Raw genomic sequence first — 21,638 nt, forward strand, 5'->3', positions numbered from 1 at the left:
AGCGACCTATCCGCAGCCTCAGGTTTGGCCTGACCAAGTGGTCGCCACCTTTGCGTAAGTGGCATTACCAATTATTGACATCGCCCAGAACTGGTCGGATAAGTCGTCACAAGGGCGCCATGTCAGTGCGCCGGGGGAGGCAATCTCATGAACCATGCTCGCAACACGTTCGTTTTCCGCGCCGCGCTGCTGGCGTCGTGCGCCGCTCTGGCGGTGGGCTCGACCGCCTACGCTCAAGACGCCGCCGGCGAGAAGAAGGCCGAAGCCGACACCGTTGACGCTGTCGTTGTCACCGGTTTCCGTCAGGCTTACGCCAACGCCATCTCGACCAAGCGCGAGACCCTGGAAATCTCGGACGGCATCTCGTCGGACGGCCTGGGTCGCTTCCCCGACCTGAACGTCGGTGAAGCCATCCAGCGTATCCCGGGCGTGCAGATCAACCGCGAAGCCGACAGCCGTAACGCCACCATCTCGCTGCGTGGCCTGCCCGGCACCTTCGCCCGCACCACCCTGAACGGCGGCGCGTTCGCCGATCCGATCCTGAACGGCTCGACCCCGCTGGGCGCCTTCAACTCGGACATCTTCACCGCCATCAACGTCATCAAGTCGCCGTCGGCGTCCAACCTGGCCGGCGGCCTGTCGGGCAATGTCGACCTGCGCATCAACCCGGCCCTGTCGCGCAAGGACGGCGGCTTCGCCAAGGTCTCGTACGAGTACAACGACCTGGGCAACCTCGGCAGCCCGCTGGCCTCGCTGGGCTACAACAAGCACCTGACCGACGACTTCGCCGTGTTCGGCGTGGTGGCGTGGAAGTCCGAGAAGTTCCGCCGCGACTCGATCACCGTGAACTCGTGGGCCAATCGCCTGGGCGCCATCCAGGTCGGCAACCAGGCCGCCGCTGGCTCCAACCCGGTCTATGACGCCCTGATCACGGCCAATCCGGGCGGCGTCTACTATCCCAGCCAGACCCGTCAGCTGGTGAAGTTCAACCGCGGCACGACCCTGTCGTCGGCCGGCGGCTTCGAATGGCGCATCAACGACGAATGGAAGTTCGGCGCCAACGCCTTCATCACCAAGCGCAAGCTGGATGAGGCGACCAACAACCTGCTCTATATCGACGCCGGTGGCGGCCAAGGCACCAACACGGCTCTCGCCGCGACCTCGGCCGTGGCCAAGATCAGCGACATCGGCACGCCCTATGTCGTGCAGACGCCGAACGGTCCGCGCGCCTACATCAACAAGTTCAAGGCCGAGAACATCAACACGTTCGACTCGATCCGTTCCGAGCCGGCCGAGAACCAGACCTGGGCCATCAACCCGACCCTGGAGTTCAAGAACGACCAGTGGAAGGCCACGGCCAACCTGACCGTGTCGAAGGCCAAGGCTTATGCCAACCAGATCGAGTTCGACGTCGTCCAGAACCCCTATCGCAACCTGGGCTCGGCGGGCCTGAACGGCATCGTCACCACGGTCGATCTGGGCGGCTCGGACCTGTCGAACTACCACGCGACCCTGGTCACGCCGCACGCCACCCACCTGCCGACCACGGGCTTCGTGATCCCCGCGACCAACACCGCCCCGACCCAGGCCGGCGCGCAGATGCCGGGCCAGGCCGCCGGCGTCGCCGCCGACCGCTTCGGCATCACCGGCACCAACGGCGACGCCGACAACGTGCTGAACTCGTTCCAGCTCGACTTCGACCGTTCGCTGGACAGCTCGATCTTCACGAACCTGACGTTCGGCGGCCGCGCCGAGCACAACAAGTTCACCTCGAGCGGCTCGCGCAACACCGCCCTGGGCGCCCAGACCCAGAACATCACGCCGGACATGGCGGCCCAGCTGTCCTATGCCCGCGACTTCTTCGGCAACAAGGCCGACGGCGCGACGACCAACTGGATGAATGTCGACGTCAACAAGATCCTGTCGGCCATCACCCCGGTCAACACGGGACTGCGCACCACGGCCAATCCGAACGGCCTGCCCGACCAGTTCCTGCTCGGCGCGCCGGGCGTGTTCCTGACCCCGTACGGCGTGGTCAACAACTACACCGACGGCAACTACTGGAACAACAATTTCAGCAACGAAAACAACGTCTACTCGGCCTACGTCGCGGCCAAGTTCAAGACCGACCTGTTCAGCATCCCGGTCCGCGGCACGATCGGCACGCGCTACGAGTACACCGAGCAGACGATCAACGCGCTGAACTGTAAGAACTGCACCACGGCCCTGTCGAACCAGGCCGGCGCGATCAACCACTCGCTGTCGACCAAGACCAGCAAGAACCACTTCGACTACTGGCTGCCGTCGGCGATCATCGTGGCCGACCTGCGCGACGACCTGGTGTTCCGCGCCGCCGCCTACCGCACCTACGTCCGTCCGCAACCGCGCGACAACGTGCCGACCACCTTCGTGCAGGTCCCGGTCGACGTGAACCCGCCGACCGACCCGGTCTACACGGTCACGCTGGGCGCCACGGACATCAAGCCCTACACCTCCGACTCGTATGATGCGTCGCTGGAATGGTACAACCGTCCGGGCGGCCTGATCTCGATCGCGGCCTACCGCAAGGAGATCAAGGGCTACATCGGCCCGATCCTCGACCAGGCGGTCCTGTGCCCGACCAGCGGCAAGATCGACGGCATCGACGTCGACCTGGGCACGCTGCGCGTCGACACCTCGGCCGGCTCCCCGCGCTGCCTGAGCTCGAACACCTTCATCGGCGCCGGCGGCGTCGTGAAGAACGCCGAGGTGCGCATCAGCGGCAAGACCAACCAGTCGCCGATGACCGTCACCGGCTTCGAGTTCAACATCCAGCAGAACCTCGACTTCCTGCCGGGCTTCTGGAAGAACTTCGGTGGCGCGTTCAACTACTCGTATACGAAGATCGACGGCAAGGACACGGCGGGCAACAAGATCACCCTGCCCAGCGTCTCGAAGAACAACCTGAACCTGATCGGCTACTACGAGTCGACCAAGTTCGGCGTCCGCCTGGTCTACAACTGGCGTGACAAGTACGACCTGGCCGCCGGCAACTCGTTCGTCGGCGACGCCCGTACCGTCAAGGCGCGCAGCCAGCTGGACGCCTCGGCTTCGTACAACCTGACCGAGGACCTGACGGTCTCGGTCGACGCCTTCAACCTGACCGACGCCACGCGTTCGGAATACGAGAACGACCCGATGCTGCCCCGCCGCATCGACTACGACGGCCGCACCTACCAGGTGACCATGCGCGCCAAGTTCTAGAGCCTACGAACGACCCTCTCTCCTGCGTGGGGCCGAAGCGACGCTTCGGCCCCTTTTTCTTTGTCAGCCCTTCAGCGACCGCAGGGCCTGTTCGTGGGCGTAGGCGGCGATGTCCATCAGGGCGACGTCCAGGGCCGTCCTGACCGCCTCCAGGCTGTCCTGGCCGGCCTCACAGCGTTCGCAGACCTCGCCCAGCTGGAAGGCCCCTACCCCGCGCGCCGCGCCCTTGACGGTGTGGACCGCGTCCTGCCAGCCGGGATGGGTCGGATCCAGCATCGGAGTCCACAGCGCGGCCTGCTCGCGGAACAGCGCCAGCACCTCGTCGACGACCCCGGAATCCCCCGCCGCGAACCCTTCCAGGTAAGCGAAATCAACGGCTCCGCTAATATCTCGTCTGGCCATGAAAAAAGCGCTTGCGCTCCCAAAATCATTGCGTATGTTCCGCGCCTCGCCGCCGGGGCTCGCAAGTGCTTCGGACCGTCGAATGGGTGTATAGCTCAGTTGGTAGAGCAGCTGACTCTTAATCAGCGGGTCGTAGGTTCGAATCCTACTACACCCACCATTCTCCTAAAATTTGAACGGCTTAGAAGCTTCCCCTCCGGGGACCCACGGCTTCGCGCGCGCTGAAAACAGCGCAGCGGCGACCGATGGCCGCCGCTGGAAAAAGCATCCGAATTGTCCGGGTCGCCCCGGTTTGGCGGCGCCCCGAAAGGCCAGCCTCAGGGGCGGCTTCCGAGGATTTCCATCCGGGTCACCTGCACACCGCCGTCGGCCAACTCGGGCAATCTGGCGAACCAGGCCTGGACGTGGGGCGTGGCGTTGTGGGCCTCGAAATCGGCCTGGCTGGCGAAGATTTCGTAGAAGATGAAATGGCCCGGCCTCTCGCGGTCTTCCTGCAGGAAGTAGACGAGGTTGTGCGGCTCGGCGCGGACCTTGGCGATCAGGGGCAGCGTCGCTTCGCGCAGCGCCTGCTCCTTGCCGGGCTTGGCCTGGACGCGGGCGACCACCGCATAGGCCCCGCCGGGAATCTCGGCGTAGTGGACGCCGGTAGAGTTCGGCGCGGCGATAGCGGGGACGACGCTGGCGGAAAGAAGCATGGCGAACAACAACCCCTTGGCTGAGAGCAGGCGCATCACAAATCTCCTGAGATTGGCGGTTACGTCGTGGCGGCGCGGCGGGCGGCCAGGGCGTCGTCGAAGGTCTTCTTGACCGGCCCCAGGGCCTGGACGAACTCCAACTGCTCGCCTTCCGGACCCCGGCAGTAGATCAGCCGCCAGCCGTTGGACTTGCCCTCGGTGATCAGGTTGGAGTTGGCGTCCAGCGGGGCGGCCTTGCGTTCGGCTTCCGTGCCGACGGTCACCACCCGATTGGCGCGGACCTGGGTCATGCCCCGGCGCGCGGCCTCGGCCTCCAGGTCGCGGATGAAGATGTTGAAGTCGGCGTCGTCGCGGATGTGGAAACAGATGTGCATCATCCGCGGGAAGGCCGGGCTCATATGGTCCAGCGGCTCGGCGAAGGCGTTGGGACCGCCCATCGGCTGGTCGGCGTCGCGGTATTGCAGCAGCTCGATCACGACGTTGTCGAACTGGACGAAGCGGACGTCCAGGCGCTGGGCCCCGCCGCGCAGGTCGGGCACGCCCCGGGCGCGCGGGTTCACGTGCCGGTCGCGGGCGTCGATCTCCTCGGCGGTCAACAGGGTGTTGTGAATCCGCTCGCCCTGGAAGTCGCCGTCGCGCAGCACCTCCGTACCGCCCAGCACCTCGGTGTAGAAGGTGAAGGCGCGCTCCATGTTCTGGACCGTCAGCCCGAAATGCTGGACGCCCTGCAGACGCGCGCCCAGCGCGCCGTCGACGATCCGCTTGGCGTGGACGCGGGTCCCGTCCTGGGCGGCCGCCGACGTGGCGGCCCCGCCGAGGGCTACCGCGCCCGCGACGCGGAGGACGTCCCGGCGCTCCAGGCCGGCGGGGTCTTGTTGATCGCTCATCCTAGGCTCCTTTGTCCTGGGTCGCCGGAGGAACCAGCGACGTCGGGAGCCTGCGACTCGGACGGAGACCTGACGAGTTAAGCGAGGTAAAGGCCGGCCTTTACCGGGCTTTACCCAGACGCTGGCGAGGCCTTTCTTAGACCCGCGCCTCGCCCGCATGGCGTAGGCGCCTGGCGGCGTAGTGCCGCTCGGCGTTCAGCATGACATAGGCCAGCCGGCCAGCCACGAAGCGCGTCTGGAGCAGCGACTTGCTGGCCAGGTTGCCGACGCAGCGCGCGATGTCCTCCGGCGACAGGCCCGCATCGCCGGCGGCCACGATCGCCTCCTCGCAGGTGAAGGCGCGGGGGAACACCGAGACCAGCCGGAACACGGCGGCTTCGGCGTCCGAGAGCAGGCGATAGCTCCATTCGATGGCCGTCATCAGTCCTTGCTGTCGCAGCGGCGCGGATCGGGGTCCGTAGGCCAGGACATCGAAGTCCTGAGCCAGACGGGCCAGGATGACCGCCGGCGGGTGCAGGGCCACGTGCAGCGCCGCCAGCTCGATGGCCAGGGCGACGCCGTCCACGCGCCGGCAGACGCCCGCGATGAACGGGATGTCGGCCTCGTCCAGTTCATAGCCCGACGCGGCCCGCGCCCGGTCGACGAACAGCGCGATCGACGGACTGGCCATCGCCGCGTCGAGGTCGATCAGGTTGTCCTCGGGATAGGCCAGGGTCCCCAGGCGGCGAAGATTCTCGGCGCGGTAGCCGAGGGGTTCGCGCGCCGTGCACAGGACCGCGACACCTGGCAGGTGTATGCGGATCTGATCGACGACCAGGCCGATCGCGCTGGACAGGTGCTCGCAATTGTCGAGGACCAGCAGCCGGCCGCCGTGGCTCAGACCCTCCAGGATCGCCGACAGCGGATCGGGCGCGCCGCCGCTCAGGCCGAGGGCGGCGGCGATCAGGGGCGCGACCAGGCGCGGATCGGCCGTCGCGGTGAAGTCGATGAGGGTCGCGCCGTGCTCGTAGCGCCAGGCCAGGCCGCGTGCGACCTCGACGGCCAGGGCGGTCTTCCCTACCCCCGCCGGGCCGGTCAAGGTCAGGGCTCCCGTCGTGACGAGGTCCTGGGTCAGGCTGGTCAGTTCAGCGCTCCGACCGAACAGCCGCCGGGGCGGCGGCAAACCTTGCGTCTTCCGCGCCGGAACCGCCTCGCCGCTCATCGCGTCGGCGTCCGCCTCCCTGCGGACCTTGGCGACGAACCGATAGCCGCGTCCCGGGATCGTGGCGATGTAGGCGGTCGCAGCCTGGTCGCAGCCCAGCACCCCGCGCAGGGCGCTGATGTTGACCTTCAGATTGCTCTCATCGACGAAGGTGTTGGGCCAAGCGAAGCGGATCATCTGCTCCTTGCTGACCATCTCGCCCGCGTGCTCGACCAGGATCAGGAGCAGGTCCAGCGCCCGCGACCCCAGGCGGACCTGCTCGTCGCCGCGCAGCAGCTGCTGACGGCCCGGCACCAGCCGGAAGTCTCCGAAGCGATAGGCCTTGGCGGGCCGGATCGCGGGGCCGTCCTCCGAGCTACGCCGCCGCGCGCCGGACAGCCCGCCAAGGGTCGAGACGCCGCTCATGACTTCCAGTCCGTTCATCGCACCCCTCCAAGCTGTAGGTTCATGATGACGCCCCCCGCCGGCGTGGAAATTTCGGATGGGGCATTCCACGATCCCCCAATCGAGCGGTCGGTCTTCGGCTATCGCGAGGATCGCGACCGGACGTGGACACGTCCCCACACCCGCGCATCGATGGAAAAGGCCCCCGGCCCCGCCAGGGCGACGGCGATCAGGCCGCCGATGATCGGGACCATGGGCGGCCCAAGAACGATCAGCGCCACCGCGCCGACAAGCGCGCTCCATCGCGCCCCGGCTCCCAGGGCCAAGGAAACGCAAAGCACCGCCAGCAGCCATTGGACAAGGCCGCCAGGGCCCAAGGGATGACCGAGGGACAGTGTCGCCCCAACCATCGACAAACGCAGCACCGCCAGGCCCGCGCCGAGCAGTCCGCCAGGATAAACCGGAACCGTCATGTTCATTCGACGGTCTTGGCCCGCCGGCTTTCCCGGGGGAACACCCGATCGAGGGATTCCGCCGTACCCTGATCGGGGATGCCTTTCGCCCCCTCTCAGAACAGTGTTTCATCAATAGAACGACCACGGGGGTGGGCATGGCGTTAGCGCATATTCGAATTTGGCGAGGACTGCTGGCGGCGCTGCTGTGCCTGGCCGGCGCCTTCGAGGTCGCCGCCCAGCCCTACCCTTTGTCCATGGGCCAGCTGAAGCACGAGACCTGGACGCGCGACGACGGCGCGCCCTCGGTGCCGCACGCCATGGCCGAGACCGCCAACGGCATGTTGTGGATCGCCAGCCGCGAGGGCCTGTTCCGCTTCGACGGCCTGTCGTTCGAGCCCATGGACGCGGGCGTCGACCGCGAAAAGTACGGCCAGCCCCGCAAGCTCCAGGTCGGACGCGATGGGACCGTCTGGGCCTGGTACTCCAAGGGCTGGCTGGGCGTGTACCGCCAGGGCCGCCTCCAGTTCGTCGAGGCGCCGGACTACACCGGCGAGGTCATCACCTTCACCCTGACCCGCGACGGCGCGCTGTGGATCGGCATCGCGCAGATCGGCCAGCCGTTCCTGCGGTACCAGAACGGGCAGTGGGATCGGCCCTCGCCGAACCCCGAACGCCAGATGCTGTTCTATACCCTGGAGTCCGCCGACGGGGCGTTCTGGATCAGCTACAACAAGTCGGTGCTGCGCCGGGCGCCCAACGGCGTGAAGTTCGAGCGTGTCGATGTCCCGATCGGCGGCGGCGGCGCGCTGGCCACCGATGCGACCGGCAGCGTCTGGGTGGTCCGCCCGACTGGCGGCGCCCGCCTCACGGGACCTGGCGGTCGCTGGCCCGCGCCCCCTTCCCGGCCATTCCTCTGGAAGAGCGACGACCCCGCCTGGATCGGCGCGGCGTTCGACCGGAACGGCGACCTCTGGACCAAGGGTCGGGATTTCGGGCGGGTCGCGGGACTCGTCCAGGCCGAGCGCGCCGGTGCGCCCGCCCCCTTCTACGAAAGGGGTTCCAGGACCCTGATGTCCTCGCCGCGCCCCTCGCTGATCTTCGTCGATAGACGCGGAACCCTGTGGTACGGCGGCCCGCGCAGCATCGATCACTTCACCACGCCCAGCATTGTCGTCGAGCCGGAGATGACCGCGACCGCCCGCTATGGCGACCAGCTGCTCACCGCCTCCTCCGGGGCCGTCTATATCGCCCAGAGCGACGCGCTCTACCGGGTCGATCCGGGCAAGCCTCCGGTGCGCCTCTTCGCGATCACCGACCCGAAGGCGATCTGCGAGGACCGCGACCAGTCGATCTGGGTCGCGTCCCTGGACAAGATCATCCGGGTCAAAGGCGACCAGAAGACCGAGTTCCCGGCCCCGCTCAGCGAGACCAGCTTCTACGACTGCGGGCCCGATTCCACGGGGCGGTTCTGGCTGCCCGCCTCCACCAACGGCCTCTACTGGCGCGACGGCGCGACCTGGCGCTCGATCCCGATCAAGGACATTTCGGCGGACGCTGACCCGGCCCTGCTGGTCAAGGACCCTCAGGGCCAACTCTGGACGATGACCGATGCCTCGACCCTGACCCGGCTGGACGGCCGGCTCGCCGAGGCGAAATCGCTCGATCCCATCCTGAAGACGACAGACGGGATCACCGCGATGCTCCCGACCGCGCGGGGCATCTTCCTGTCCGGTCGGGACGGCGCCGCGCTGGTGTCCTCCAGCGGAATGGCGAAGACGTCGGCCAAGGCGCTGCGTTATGTGAGCGGGCTGGCCCAGACGCCCGAAGGCGACACCTGGCTGTTCGGCTCGGGCGGACTTTCGCGGATCAGGACCACCGATCTGGACAAGGCCTTCGCCGACCCCGCCTTCGTGATCCCGCAGCGGGCCTTCAGCTACGAGGACGGCCTCCCCAACGGGCCCAACGCCCAGAACTATCGGACCATGACCCGGGGCGGCGACGGTCGCCTGTGGCTGGCCACGATCGACGCGATCGCCTGGATCGATCCCGCCCACCTGCCGTCCAATCCGACCCCGCCCGGCGTGGCGATCACTTCGCTGGTCAGCGGGACGACCACGATCAAGGACCCTGTGAAGGTTGAGCTGAAGGCCGGGTCGGCGGACATCGCCATCGGCTTCTCGGCGATCAACCTGACCATGCCCCGGCGGACCAAGGTGCAGTACCGGCTGGAGGGCCACGACACGCAGTGGGTCGATCCAGGCGCGCGCCGGCAGGCCTTCTATACGAACCTGGCGCCGGGGACCTATCGCTTCCACGTCATCGCGGCCAACGAGGACGGGGTCTGGAACAAGACGGGCGCCGACCTCGAGGTGACGATCCCGCCGACCTTCCTGCAGTCGCTGTGGTTCAAGCTGCTGATCCTGGTGGCGTTGGCGCTGCTGGCCTGGGGGCTCTACAGCCTGCGCCTGCGCCAGGTGGCGGCCGCGCTGGAGACCCGCTTCCAGGTCCGGACCGCCGAACGCGAACGCATCGCGCGAGAGCTGCACGACACCCTGCTGCAGGGCTTCCAGGGCCTGATGCTGCGGTTCCAGGCCGTGTCCAACCGCCTGGCCAGCGACGACCCGTTGCGCAAGGATATCGACCAGGCCCTGGACCGCGCCGACGGCGTCCTGGCCGAAGGCCGGTCCCGGGTTCGCGACCTGCGGAGCGAGGCGGCGCGCGCGGACCTCTCCGAGGGCCTCGTCGACCTCGTCGGCGATTTCGGCGACGGGCCGCCCGTCGACCTAGTCATCGAAGGCAACGCGCGGGCGACTGTTCCGCTGGTCAGCGAGGAGATGCTGCGGATCACCGAGGAGGCGCTCCGCAACGCCGTCGCCCACGCTCAGGCCTCGCGGATTTCCGTCCGGCTGACCTTCGGCCGCGGAAGCCTGGCGCTGTCCATCGCCGACGACGGCGTCGGCTTGCCGGCCAGCGTGCGCGACGCGGGCGAGCGCGAGGGCCACTTCGGCCTCAAGGGAATGCGCGAACGCGCCGAGCGCGCCGGCGGGCGGCTGACCATCGCGACTCGCCCTAAGGGAGGCACCGAGATCGAGATCCAGACGCCGGCCAGCGCGGCCTATGTCGACGGCGCGCGGGCGTGGGGCTGGCTGCGCGATCTTGGCGTCTGGAGTTCGAGGCCCCGATGAGCGACCGCCCTATCCGCGTCCTGTCCGTGGACGACCACGCCGTACTCCGTGAGGGGATCGCGGCCCTGGTCGGACCGCAGGACGACATGATCATCGTCGGCGAGTGCGAGAACGGCGAGCAGGCCGTGGACGCTTTCCGGCGGCTGCGCCCGGACGTGACCCTGATGGACCTGCAGATGCCCGTCATGAGCGGGCTGGACGCCATCGTCGCCATCCGCGAGCTGGCGCCCGAGGCCCGCATCGTCGTGCTGACCACCTACCAAGGCGACGTGCAGGCCGTGCGCGCCCTCAAGGCCGGAGCCAGCGGCTATCTGCTGAAGTCATCCCTGCGGCACGAGCTGCTCGAAACCATCCGCGTGGTCCACTCAGGGCGCCGCTACATCCTGCCGGAGGTGGCGCAGGAGATCGCGGTTCACGCCGCCGAGGAAGCGCTCAGCGCCCGCGAGATCGCGGTGCTTGAATGCATCGCCGCCGGCGGGGCCAACAAGATCATCGCCCACCGATTGTCCCTGTCCGAGGAGACGGTGAAGGCGCACATCCGCAGCATCTTCTCCAAGCTGGACGTCACCGACCGCACCCAGGCCGTGACCACCGCCCTGCGCCGGGGCATCATCGCGCTGTAGCGGATCGAGACCTTGCCAGGCCAAGCTCGGCTGGCCCAAGTAGGGGCCTTTCCGGCTTACAGGGCTTCGAGGAACGACATGACCGCATTTCAGAACCTCGGCCGACGCGGCTTCCTGGCCGGCGCCGCTGCCGGCGCGGCCGCCCTGGGCGCTCCGGCGTGGGCGCAACCGGCCAAGAAGATGACCGACGGCGTCGCCCTGATCGGTCCGGCCGAGCGCCAGTCGAGGCTGGAACGCGCCCAGGCGCTGATGGTGAAGCTGGGCCTGTCGGCGATCGTCACCGAGCCGGGCTCGTCGCTGGACTACTTCACCGGCGTGCAGTGGAGCCGTAGCGAACGCCCCTGCCTGGCGATCATCCCGCGCGAGGGCCAGATCGGCATGGTGGTGCCGAAGTTCGAGGAGCCCTCGATCCGCCAGAGCCTTGGCGTCCCGGCCGAGGTCCGCCCCTGGGAAGAGGACGAGAGCCCCTACGCCATCGCCGCCGGCCTGCTGGCCGACCGCAAGCTGGCCTCGGGCAAGATCGGCACGGAAGAGACGATCCGCACCTTCATCGTCGAGGGCCTGGGCGCCGCCCTGCCCTCGGCCCAGGTCGTGTCGGGCGCGGCGGTGTTCCGCGGTTGCCGGATGATCAAGACGCCGGCCGAGCTGGCCTTGATGCAGGTCGCCGCCGACATCACCGTGGCCGCCCTGCGCCACACCCACGCCAATGTGAAGGCCGGCATGGGGCCCAAGGACATCGGCGCCCTGATGGCCGAATTCACGACCAAGCAAGGCGCGCGGGTCAGCTTCAACCTGATCCTGATCGGCGAAGCGTCGGCCTATCCACACGGCTCGCGCCAACCCCAGGTGCTGGGCGAAGGCCAGGTCGTCTTGATGGACTGCGGCTGCAATGTCGGCGGCTATGAGTCGGACATCTCGCGCACCTTCGTGTTCGGCGAGCCCACCGCCCGCCAGCGCAAGGTCTGGAACGACGTCGCCAAGGGCCAGCAGGTAGCGTTCGAGGCCGCCCAGATCGGCGTGGAGGCTGGCTCGGTCGATCGCGCCGTCCGCGCCTATTACGAGACCCAGGGCTGGGGTCCGCGCTACAAGCTGCCGGGCCTGTCGCACCGCACCGGCCACGGCATCGGCATGGACGGCCACGAGCCGGTGAACTTCGTGATGTCGGAGACCACCAAGCTGGCGGCGGGCATGTGCTTCTCGGACGAGCCGGGCATCTACATCCCCGGCGAATTCGGCGTGCGGCTGGAAGACTGCATCCACATGACCCCGCAGGGGCCGCAGTGGTTCAGCAAGCCGCCGACCTCGCTCGACAAGCCGATGGGCTGATCAGGGCCTCGACGCTCCGCAAATTGTGGCGACAATCCGACGCATAAGCGGAGCCATATCGAGGCTCGATCATTTCAGACCTGCAAACCGGCGCACATGTTCGGCCTCTAGGGGACTCTAGGTCCGTCTGTTCACGACGGCGCGTTCCCTATGGGCGGCCAGTCGCGCCGCCCGCTCACGCCGCGCCGCGCGCGGCCGTTCGAAGGCTGACGATGACTGACTTTCACGCCCCGCGTACGCCCCCGCGCCGCCGGACGCTGATCCTTGGCGGACTGATCGCGATCCTGGCCCTGGCCGGCGTGGTCTGGCTGGCCTGGACTCTCCTGCACGGCGACAAGGGCGAAGGCGGCGGCGCGGGTGGTCCCGGCGGCGGCTTCGGCGGCGGCGGCGGTCGGCGCGGTCCGGCCAGCACGGTGGCGGTGGCCACGGCCAGCGCCACGGACCTGCCGATCGTCATCGAAGCCCTCGGCACCGTGAAGCCCGCCGCGACCGTGACGGTGCGCCCGCAGGTCGGCGGCACGATCACCCAGGTGATGTTCCGTGAAGGCCAGACGGTCCAGCGCGGCCAGGCCCTCGTCCAGATCGATCCCCGCCCCTACCAGATGTCGCTGCTGCAGGCGCAGGGCAACCTGACCCGCGACCAGGCCCAGCTGACCACCGCCAAGCTGACCCTGACCCGCTACCAGACCCTGCTGGCCCAGGACTCGATCGCCCGCCAGGAGGTCGACAACCAGGCCGCCACGGTCAAGCAGCTGGAAGGCACCGTCATGGCCGACCAGGCCGCCGTCGGCACCGCCAAGCTGAACCTGGGCTTCGCCCGCATCGTCGCGCCGGTCTCGGGCCGCGTGGGCCTGCGCATCACCGACGTCGGCAACTATATCGGCGCGGGCGACGCGATGGGCGTGGCGGTGATCACCACCGTCTCGCCGATCGATGTCGAGTTCACCGTCCCGCAGGACGACGTGCCGCGCATCGCCGCTCGCCAGGGCCGCGCCAACGTTCCCGTCACCGCCCTGGACCGCACCCGCAGTCAAACCCTGGACCGCGGGACCTTCTCGACGCTGGACAACCTCGTGGACACCGGCACCGGCACGGTGAAGGCCAAGGCCCGTTTCCCCAACAGCGGCAACACCCTGTTCCCCAGCCAGTTCGTCAATGTCCGCATGGAGCTGGACACCATCAAGGGCGCGATCGTCGTGCCGGCCACGGCCGTGCGCCAGGGCAGCGACGGCTCGTTCGTCTGGCTGCTCAACGACGACCAGACCGTCACCAAGACCACCGTGAAGACCGGCCAGGCTACGGGCGTCCAGGTGCAGATCACGCAAGGCCTGAAGGCCGGCGACAAGGTCATCACCGAGGGCGGCGACCGCCTGCGCGACGGCGGCAAGGTCCAGCTGCCGGGCGCCCGTCCGCAAGGCCAGGGCGCGGGTAAAGGCAAGGGCGACGGCAAGGGTCGTCGCCAGCACAAGCAGCGTCCGGAATAGCCGGACCCGCCCCGATGAACCCCTCGCGTCCCTTCATCCAGCGGCCGGTCGCCACGGCCCTGTTCATGGCGGCCATCGTCCTGGCCGGCCTGGTCGGCTTCCGGCTGCTGCCGCTGTCGGCCCTGCCCCAGGTCGATTACCCCACCATCCAGGTCCAGACCCTCTATCCCGGGGCCAGCCCCGAGGTGATGAGCCAGACCGTCACCGCCCCGCTGGAACGCCAGCTGGGCGAGATGTCGGGGCTGTCGCGGATGAGCTCGGTCAGCACGGCCGGCGCGTCGGTCATCACCCTGCAGTTCACCCTGGGCGAGACGCTGGACGTCGCCGAGCAGGAAGTGCAGGCCGCCATCAACGCCAGCGGCTCGCTGCTGCCGGCCGACCTGCCCGCCCCGCCGGTCTACGCCAAGGTCAATCCGGCCGACGCGCCGGTCCTGACCCTGGCCATCACGTCGGACACCCTGCCGCTGACCGAGGTGCAGAACCTGGTCAACACCCGCCTGGCCCAGAAGATCAGCCAGGTCTCGGGCGTGGGTCTCGTGTCGCTGTCGGGCGGCCAGCGTCCCGCCATGCGCATCCAGGCCGACACGCAAGCCATGGCCAGCTACGGCCTGACCCTGTCGGACGTGCAGACCGCGATCAGCGCCGCCAACGCCAACAGCGCCAAGGGCAGCTTCGACGGCCCGACCCGCAGCTACACGATCAACGCCAACGACCAGCTGCTCAGCGTCGACGACTATCGCTCGCTGATCGTCAGCTACAAGGACGGCGCGCCGATCCGCCTCTCCGACATCGCCCAAGTCGTCGAGAGCGCCGAGAACACCCGCCTGGGCGCCTGGGCCGGCAAGACCCCGGCCATCATCGTCAACGTCCAGCGCCAGCCCGGCGCCAACGTCATCAAGACCGTCGACGCCATCAAGGCCAAGCTGCCGGAGCTGCAAGCCGGCCTGCCCGCCACCCTGGACGTCCAGGTGCTAGCCGACCGCACCACCGGCATCCGCGCCTCGGTGCACCATGTCGAGATGGAGCTGCTGCTGGCCGTGGCGCTGGTGGTGCTGGTGATCTTCTTCTTCCTGCACAGCCTGCGCGCGACGGTGATCGCCAGCCTGGCCGTGCCGATCTCGCTGATCGGCTCGTGCGGGGTGATGTACCTGATGGGCTTCTCGCTCAACAACCTCAGCCTGATGGCCCTGACCATCGCCACCGGCTTCGTCGTCGACGACGCCATCGTGATGATCGAGAACATCACCCGTCACCTCGAGAAGGGTGAGAAGCCCATGGCGGCGGCGCTGAAGGGCGCGCGCGAGATCGGCTTCACGATCATCTCGCTGACCATCTCGCTGATCGCGGTGCTGATCCCGCTGCTGTTCATGGGCGACGTGGTCGGCCGCCTGTTCCGCGAGTTCGCCATCAGCCTGGCCATCACCATCCTGATCTCGGCCGTGGTCTCGCTGACCCTCACCCCCATGCTGTCGGCCCGATGGCTGAAGCCGCACGAGGGCGCGGACGCCAAGGGGCTCAGCAAGAAGGCCCAGGAGCTCTTCGAAAAGGTCGAGGCCCGCTACGAGAAGGCCCTGGAGTGGGTGCTGCGCCACCAGCCCCTGACCCTGCTGGTCGCCGTCGGCACCCTGGTCCTGACAGGCCTGCTCTACATGGTCATCCCCAAGGGCCTGTTCCCGACCCAGGACACCGGCCAGCTGCAAGCCCGCACCGAGATGGCCCAGTCGGTCAGCTACGACCGCATGGCGGCCCTGCAGCAGCAGGCGGCCGAAGCGATCCTGGACGACCCGGCCGTGGAGAACGTCGCCTCGTTCATCGGGGTCGACGGCGCCAACAACGCCATGCTCCACACCGGCCAGATGCAGATCAACCTGAAGGCCGATCGCTCGGGCTCGCAGGAGAAGATCATGCAGCGGCTGCGCGAGCGCGTGGCCAATGTCGCCGGCGTGACGCTGTACCTCCAGCCCACCCAGGACCTGACCATCGACGCCGAGACCGGGCCAACCCAGTATCGCCTGTCGCTGGAAGGCGCCGACACCGCCACGATCAAGGAATGGGCCGGCAAGCTGACCGCAGAACTGGCCAAGGTCAAAGCCGTCCGGAATGTCTATTCCGACGCCTCGGCCACCGGCCAGGCGGCCTATGTCGACATCGACCGCGACACCGCCGCGCGCCTTTCCATCACCGCTTCGGATGTCGACGACGCGCTCTACAGCGCCTTCGGCCAGCGGATCGTCTCGACCATCTTCACCGAGACCAACCAGTACCGCGTGATCCTGGAGGCCAAGCCCGGCGTCCTGACCGACCCGACCACCCTGGGCAATCTGAACCTCAAGACCGGCGGCGGCTCCCCCGCCCCGCTGGCCGCGTTCTCGACGATCAAGACCCAGCAGTCGCCTCTGCAGGTCACCCACGTCGCCCAGTTCCCGGCCACGACCATCGGCTTCGACACCGCCCCAGGCGTATCGCTGGGCCACGCGGTCGACCAGATCCGCAAGGCGATGAAGACGGTCGGCATGCCCGCCTCGGTGACCACCACCTTCCTGGGCGCGGCCGGAGCCTATCAGAACTCGCTGTCCAACCAGCTGTGGCTGATCCTGGCGGCCGTGGTCTGCGTCTACATCGTGCTGGGCGTGCTCTATGAGAGCTACATCCACCCGCTGACCATCCTGTCGACCCTGCCCTCGGCCGGCGTCGGCGCGCTGCTGGCCTTGTGGATCACCGGCAACGACCTGGGCGTCATCGGGATCATCGGCATCATCCTGCTGATCGGCATCGTCAAGAAGAACGCGATCATGATGATCGACTTCGCCATCGACGCCGAGCGCGAGCAGGGCAAGAGCCCGCACGACGCCATCTTCCAGGCGGCCGTGATGCGCTTCCGGCCGATCCTGATGACCACCCTGGCGGCCCTGTTCGCGGCCATCCCGCTGATGCTGGGCTTTGGCGAGGGCGCCGAACTGCGCCGTCCGCTGGGCATCGCCATCTTCGGCGGCCTGCTGCTCAGCCAGCTGCTGACCATCTTCACGACCCCGGTCGTCTACCTGGCCTTCGACCGCCTCGCGCCGACGGCCAAGCACAAGGCGCGTGACGACGGCCCGCATCCCGACCGCATCGATCCGGACCCGATCCCGGGGGCGCCCTCGTGAACCTGTCCGGGCCCTTCATCCGGCGGCCGGTCGCCACCATCCTGCTGACCATCGGCGTGGCCATGGCCGGCATCGCGGCCTTCTTCGTGCTGCCGGTCTCGCCCCTGCCGCAGGTGGACTTCCCGACCATCTCGGTGTCGGCCAGCCTGTCGGGGGCCAGCCCCCAGACCATGGCCTCCAGCGTCGCCACGCCGCTGGAGCGACGCCTGGGCACGATCGCCGGCGTCAACGAGATGACCTCGCAGAGCTCGACGGGCCGCGCGCAGGTCACCCTGCAGTTCGACCTGAACCGCCAGATCGACGGCGCCGCGCGCGAGGTGCAGGCCGCCATCAACGCCGCCCGCGCCGACCTGCCCGCCACGCTGCGCAGCAATCCGACCTACCGCAAGGCCAACCCATCCGACGCGCCGGTGATCATCCTGGCCCTGACCTCGGACAGCAAGACGCCCGGCCAGATCTATGACGCGGTCTCCAACGTCGTCGCCCAGCGCCTGGCCCAGGTGACCGGCGTCGGCGATGTCGAGATCGGCGGCGGCTCGCTGCCGGCCGTGCGCATCTCGGCCAATCCGTTCCTGCTGAACCAGTACGGCGTGGCCATGGAGGACGTCCGCGCGGCGATCCAGTCGGCCAACGCCAACCGCCCTAAGGGCGCGTTGGAGGGCAACGGCCAGCGCTACCAGATCTACACCACCGGCGCGGGTCGCAAGGCCGCCGACTATGCCGGCCTCGTGGTCGCCTGGCGCAACGGCGCGCCGATCCGCCTGTCCGACGTCGCCGAAGTCACCGACAGCGTCGCCGACACCCGCACCCTGGGCCTGTTCAACGGCAAGCCGTCGATCATCGTGCTGATCACCGCCCAGCCGGGCGCCAACATCATCCAGACGGTCGATAGCGTCCGCGCCACCCTGCCCGAGCTGCGCGCCCAGCTGCCCAGCGACATCACGGTCGACGTGGCCAGCGACCGCACCAACTCGATCCGCGCCTCGCTGCACGAGATCGAGGTCACCCTGCTGATCTCGATCCTTTTGGTGGTTGCGGTGGTCAGCGTCTTCCTGCGCAGCGCCCGCGCCACCTTCATCCCGGCGGCGGCGACCATCGTCTCGCTGCTGGGCACGTTCGGGGTGATGTATCTACTGGGCTTTTCCCTCAACAACCTCAGCCTGATGGCAATCACCGTGGCGACCGGCTTCGTGGTCGATGACGCCATCGTCGTGCTGGAGAACACCGCCCGCCATATCGAGAAGGGCATGGACCGCTTCTCGGCCGCTCTGCTGGGCGCGCGCGAGGTGGGCTTCACGGTGCTGTCGATCAGCATCTCGCTGGTCGCCGTCTTCATCCCGCTGCTGTTCATGGGCGGCCAGGTCGGGCGCCTGTTCCGCGAGTTCGCCGTCACCCTGTCGGCGGCCGTGTTGATCTCGCTGGTCATCAGCCTGACCACCACGCCGATGATGTGCGCCTACCTGCTGCGCCCCGAGAAGAAGGAGAAGGAGGGCCGCATCGCCCGCTTCTTCGAGGCGGGGTTCAATCGCGTGCACAAGACCTACGAGCACTCCCTCGATTGGGCCCTGCACGCCAAGCCGTTGGTCATCGCCCTGCTGGTGGCGGTGATCGCCATGACCGCCTGGCTCTACATCGCCGTGCCCAAGGGCTTCTTCCCGCAGCAGGACAGCGGCCAGCTGAACGCCGGCATCCGCGCCGACCAGTCGGTCTCGTCCCAGGCCATGCAGAAGAAGCTGCGCCAGGTGGTCGGCATCATCCACAAGGACCCGGCCGTCGACACCGTGGTCGGCTTCACCGGCGGCGGCCGGGCCGGCGGCGGCTTCCTGTTCGTCAATCTCAAGCCGGTCGGCGAGCGCAAGGAGAAGGGCTCAGAAGTCATCGCCCGCCTGCGTCCCAAGCTGCAGCGCGTGACCGGCCTCAGCGTGTTCCTGAACCCGGTGCAGGACCTGCGCATGGGCGGGCGGCAGAGCAACTCGACCTACCAATACACCCTGACCAGCGACAACAGCGCCGCCCTCAAGGAATGGGCGGGCAAGCTGGCCGAGGCGATGAAGGGCCACGACGACGTGCTGACCGACGTCGATTCCGATCAGCAGGAAAATGGCGTCGAGACCCTGGTGACCATCGACCGCGACAGCGCCTCCCGCATGGGCGTCACGCCCCGCGCCGTCGACAATGCGCTCTACAACGCCTTCGGCCAGCGCCAGGTCGCGACCATCTACGAGGACGTCAACCAGTACGCCGTGATCCTGGAGTGGCAGCAGAAGTTCGCCCAAGGCCCCGAGGCGCTGAACGACGTCCACGTCCCCACGCGCCCTTCCGGCACGACGACTGCCAGCGGCCCCAGCGTCAATCCAGCCCTGCGCGACCAATCGACCGGCTCGGCCCTGAACACCTCCGCCACGGCCATGACGCCGCTGGCCGCCATCGCCAGCGTCGCCCAGAACGCCACCCCGACCTCGGTCAACCATCAGAACGGCGAGCTGGCCACCACCGTCTCGTTCAACCTGGCCGACGGCAAATCCCTTAGCGACGCCCAGGTCGCCGTCGCCCAGGCCGAGGCCGAGATCGGCATGCCGACGACCGTGCGCGGCAGCTTCCAGGGCCAGGCCCGCCAGGCCAACGACCAGATGAAACAGCAGCCGCTGCTGATCCTGGCCGCCATCGTGGCGATCTACATCGTGCTGGGCATTCTCTACGAGAGCTACGTCCACCCGATCACGGTGCTGTCCACCCTGCCCGCCGCCGGCGTCGGGGCGGTCATCGCCCTGCTGATCTTCAAGATGGAGTTCTCGATCATCGCCTTGATCGGGGTCTTCCTGCTGCTGGGCATCGTCAAGAAGAACGCCATCCTGATCATCGACTTCGCCCTCGACGCCCAGCGCAGCCGGGGCCTGTCGGCGCAGGAGGCCGTGCGCGAGGCCAGCCTGCTGCGCTTCCGGCCGATCCTGATGACGACGCTGGCCGCCGCCCTGGGCGCCCTGCCCCTAGCCATCGGCTTCGGCGAAGGCGCCGAGCTGCGCCGGCCGCTGGGCGTGGCCATCATCGGCGGCCTGATCGCCAGCCAGCTGCTGACCCTGATCACCACCCCCGTGGTCTATGTCTATCTCGACCGCCTGCGCGGGAAGACGCGCAAGGACGAGCGGCATCTGGCCCACCACCCGACTTCGCCGGAACCCGCATGATGACCCCTCTCCGCCTCGCCGGCTCCGCCTCGCTGCTCGTCCTGCTGGCCGCCTGCTCGATGACGCCGGCCTATGAGACCCCCGCGCTCAAGACCCCCGCCCCGGCCGCCTACAAGGCCCTGGACGGCTGGAAGACCGCCACGCCGTCCGACCACCTGGATCGCGGCGACTGGTGGACCCTGCTGGGCGATGCGCAGCTGAACACCCTGGCCGAGCGCGTGAAGGTGGACAACCAGACCATCGCCCGCGCCGAGGCCGCCTATCGCCAGGCCAGAGCGCTGGTCCGCGAGCAGCGCGCAAGCCTGTTCCCGTCCGTCGACCTTTCCGGCTCGGCCACCAAGTCGGGCGGCGGCGGCACCAAGACCACGACCTCCGTCGGCGGGGCCACCCGCGCCGGCGACACCCAGCGCTATCAGGTCGGCATCGGCGCCAGCTGGGAGCCGGACGTCTGGGGTCGCATCCGCGCCGGGATCAGCGGCGCCAAGTTCAGCGCCGAGGCCAGCGCCGCCGACCTCGCGGCCGCCCAGCTCTCGGCCCAAGGCGAGCTGGCCACCAGCTACCTCGGCCTGCGCCGCGCCGACGCCGAGATCGCCATGGTCCAGGCCACGGTCGACGGCTACCAGCGCAGCCTGCAGATCACCACCAACCGCTACAACGCCGCCATCGCGCCGAAGTCGGACGTGCTGCAGGCCCAGACCCAGCTGGCCAACGCCCAGTCGACCCTGGAAGGTCTGGTCCAGACCCGCGCCACCTTCGAGAACGCCATCGCCGTCCTGGTCGGCGAGCCGGCCAGCGGCTTCCGCATCGCCGCCGTCAGCGACTGGAAGCCGGTCGTGCCGGAGATCCCGATCGGCGTGCCCTCCACCCTGCTGGAGCGCCGTCCCGACGTCGCCGCCGCCGAGCGCCGCGTGGCCGCCGCCAATACCGACATCGGCGTGGCCCGCGCGGCCTTCTTCCCGACCTTCAGCCTGTCGGCCAATGGCAACTCGACGTCCAGTGTGCTGGGCGATCTCTTCACCACCTCGGCCAACACCTGGTCGCTGGGCCTGTCGGCCGCCCAGACCCTGTTCGACGCCGGGGCCCGCAAGGCCCGTGTCGAGCAGTCGCGCGCCGCGTATGACGCCACCGCCGCCGACTACCGCCAGACGGCGCTGACGGCCTTCGAGGACGTCGAGAACCAGCTGGCCGCCGCCCGTACGCTGGAGCGGCAGTACGCCCTGCAACTGACCGCCTCTCAGGCCGCCGACCAGACCGAGCAGATGCTGCTGAACCAGTACAAGGCCGGACAGGTCGCCTATACCGACGTGGTCACGGCCCAGGCCTCGGCCCTGTCGGCGCGGCGGACGCTGGTGACTACGGCGGTGTCGCGCCAGACCACGGCGGTCGCCCTGGTCCAGGCGCTGGGCGGCGGCTGGCGCTGAA

13 protein-coding genes and 1 tRNA gene are annotated in these 21,638 nt (G+C 68.5%); 9 read left to right on the forward strand and 5 right to left on the reverse strand.

The genetic code is table 11. The features are described 5' to 3' along the window. Positions 1–147 precede the first annotated feature (147 nt). Positions 148–3,243 (forward strand): TonB-dependent receptor, encoded by a 3,096-nt coding sequence (locus AC07YH_RS03675; protein ID WP_494745657.1) that lies wholly within the window; start codon positions 148–150, stop codon positions 3,241–3,243. 63 nt (positions 3,244–3,306) lie between these two features. Here AC07YH_RS03675 and AC07YH_RS03680 read toward each other — a convergent pair whose 3' ends face one another. Next, positions 3,307–3,645: an Hpt domain-containing protein gene (locus tag AC07YH_RS03680; protein ID WP_494621661.1), complete on the reverse strand. Its 339-nt coding sequence runs from the start codon at positions 3,643–3,645 to the stop codon at positions 3,307–3,309. Positions 3,646–3,729: 84 nt separating this feature from the next. On the opposite strand from AC07YH_RS03680, the gene AC07YH_RS03685 reads away from it, so the two are divergent. Then, a tRNA-Lys gene (locus tag AC07YH_RS03685) sits at positions 3,730–3,805 on the forward strand. 157 nt (positions 3,806–3,962) lie between these two features. Here the strand turns inward: AC07YH_RS03685 and AC07YH_RS03690 are convergent. The 4 genes from AC07YH_RS03690 to AC07YH_RS03705 form a co-directional block, all read right to left on the reverse strand. Then, a complete protein-coding gene (locus tag AC07YH_RS03690) occupies positions 3,963–4,376 on the reverse strand; it encodes a putative quinol monooxygenase (protein WP_494745658.1) in 414 nt (137 codons plus the stop codon). 23 nt (positions 4,377–4,399) lie between these two features. Beyond that, positions 4,400–5,227 (reverse strand): VOC family protein, encoded by an 828-nt coding sequence (locus tag AC07YH_RS03695; RefSeq protein WP_494745659.1) that lies wholly within the window; start codon positions 5,225–5,227, stop codon positions 4,400–4,402. A 136-nt stretch (positions 5,228–5,363) separates the two neighbouring features. Continuing rightward, positions 5,364–6,851: an ATP-binding protein gene (locus AC07YH_RS03700; protein WP_494745660.1), complete on the reverse strand. Its 1,488-nt coding sequence runs from the start codon at positions 6,849–6,851 to the stop codon at positions 5,364–5,366. 101 nt (positions 6,852–6,952) lie between these two features. After that, positions 6,953–7,291: a hypothetical protein gene (locus AC07YH_RS03705; RefSeq protein ID WP_494745661.1), complete on the reverse strand. Its 339-nt coding sequence runs from the start codon at positions 7,289–7,291 to the stop codon at positions 6,953–6,955. Between the two features lie 131 nt (positions 7,292–7,422). Here AC07YH_RS03705 and AC07YH_RS03710 point away from each other — a divergent pair, with 131 nt between their 5' ends. The 7 genes from AC07YH_RS03710 (at position 7,423) to AC07YH_RS03740 (ending at position 21,637) form a co-directional block, all read left to right on the forward strand. Then, positions 7,423–10,452, forward strand: coding sequence for a sensor histidine kinase (locus tag AC07YH_RS03710; RefSeq protein ID WP_494745662.1), 3,030 nt, complete (start codon positions 7,423–7,425; stop codon positions 10,450–10,452). Beyond that, positions 10,449–11,075, forward strand: coding sequence for a response regulator (locus AC07YH_RS03715; RefSeq protein ID WP_494745663.1), 627 nt, complete (start codon positions 10,449–10,451; stop codon positions 11,073–11,075). Before AC07YH_RS03710 ends, AC07YH_RS03715 begins: the two co-directional genes overlap by 4 nt. Positions 11,076–11,153: 78 nt before the next feature. Further along, entirely contained in the window at positions 11,154–12,401 is a 1,248-nt protein-coding gene (locus AC07YH_RS03720; RefSeq protein ID WP_494745664.1) for a M24 family metallopeptidase, read from the forward strand. A gap of 212 nt (positions 12,402–12,613) precedes the next feature. Continuing rightward, positions 12,614–13,885, forward strand: coding sequence for an MdtA/MuxA family multidrug efflux RND transporter periplasmic adaptor subunit (locus AC07YH_RS03725; RefSeq protein ID WP_494745665.1), 1,272 nt, complete (start codon positions 12,614–12,616; stop codon positions 13,883–13,885). A 14-nt stretch (positions 13,886–13,899) separates the two neighbouring features. Continuing rightward, on the forward strand, positions 13,900–17,031 hold the full coding sequence (locus tag AC07YH_RS03730) for a multidrug efflux RND transporter permease subunit (protein WP_494745666.1): 3,132 nt from the start codon (positions 13,900–13,902) through the stop codon (positions 17,029–17,031). Beyond that, positions 17,028–20,216: an efflux RND transporter permease subunit gene (locus tag AC07YH_RS03735; RefSeq protein WP_494745667.1), complete on the forward strand. Its 3,189-nt coding sequence runs from the start codon at positions 17,028–17,030 to the stop codon at positions 20,214–20,216. The genes AC07YH_RS03730 and AC07YH_RS03735 overlap by 4 nt, the downstream gene beginning before the upstream one ends. Continuing rightward, on the forward strand, positions 20,213–21,637 hold the full coding sequence (locus AC07YH_RS03740) for an efflux transporter outer membrane subunit (protein WP_494745668.1): 1,425 nt from the start codon (positions 20,213–20,215) through the stop codon (positions 21,635–21,637). The genes AC07YH_RS03735 and AC07YH_RS03740 overlap by 4 nt, the downstream gene beginning before the upstream one ends. The last annotated feature ends 1 nt before the right edge of the window (position 21,638 follow it).

Source organism: Caulobacter sp. GW456-12-1-14-TSB4, assembly GCF_059424195.1.

Coding starts and splice junctions, on each gene's coding strand:
- AC07YH_RS03675 (WP_494745657.1), top strand. CDS start 148: ATGAACCATGCTCGCAACACGTTCGTTTTCCGCGCCGCGCTGCTGGCG.
- AC07YH_RS03680 (WP_494621661.1), bottom strand. CDS start 3,645: ATGGCCAGACGAGATATTAGCGGAGCCGTTGATTTCGCTTACCTGGAA.
- AC07YH_RS03690 (WP_494745658.1), bottom strand. CDS start 4,376: ATGCGCCTGCTCTCAGCCAAGGGGTTGTTGTTCGCCATGCTTCTTTCC.
- AC07YH_RS03695 (WP_494745659.1), bottom strand. CDS start 5,227: ATGAGCGATCAACAAGACCCCGCCGGCCTGGAGCGCCGGGACGTCCTC.
- AC07YH_RS03700 (WP_494745660.1), bottom strand. CDS start 6,851: ATGAACGGACTGGAAGTCATGAGCGGCGTCTCGACCCTTGGCGGGCTG.
- AC07YH_RS03705 (WP_494745661.1), bottom strand. CDS start 7,291: ATGAACATGACGGTTCCGGTTTATCCTGGCGGACTGCTCGGCGCGGGC.
- AC07YH_RS03710 (WP_494745662.1), top strand. CDS start 7,423: ATGGCGTTAGCGCATATTCGAATTTGGCGAGGACTGCTGGCGGCGCTG.
- AC07YH_RS03715 (WP_494745663.1), top strand. CDS start 10,449: ATGAGCGACCGCCCTATCCGCGTCCTGTCCGTGGACGACCACGCCGTA.
- AC07YH_RS03720 (WP_494745664.1), top strand. CDS start 11,154: ATGACCGCATTTCAGAACCTCGGCCGACGCGGCTTCCTGGCCGGCGCC.
- AC07YH_RS03725 (WP_494745665.1), top strand. CDS start 12,614: ATGACTGACTTTCACGCCCCGCGTACGCCCCCGCGCCGCCGGACGCTG.
- AC07YH_RS03730 (WP_494745666.1), top strand. CDS start 13,900: ATGAACCCCTCGCGTCCCTTCATCCAGCGGCCGGTCGCCACGGCCCTG.
- AC07YH_RS03740 (WP_494745668.1), top strand. CDS start 20,213: ATGATGACCCCTCTCCGCCTCGCCGGCTCCGCCTCGCTGCTCGTCCTG.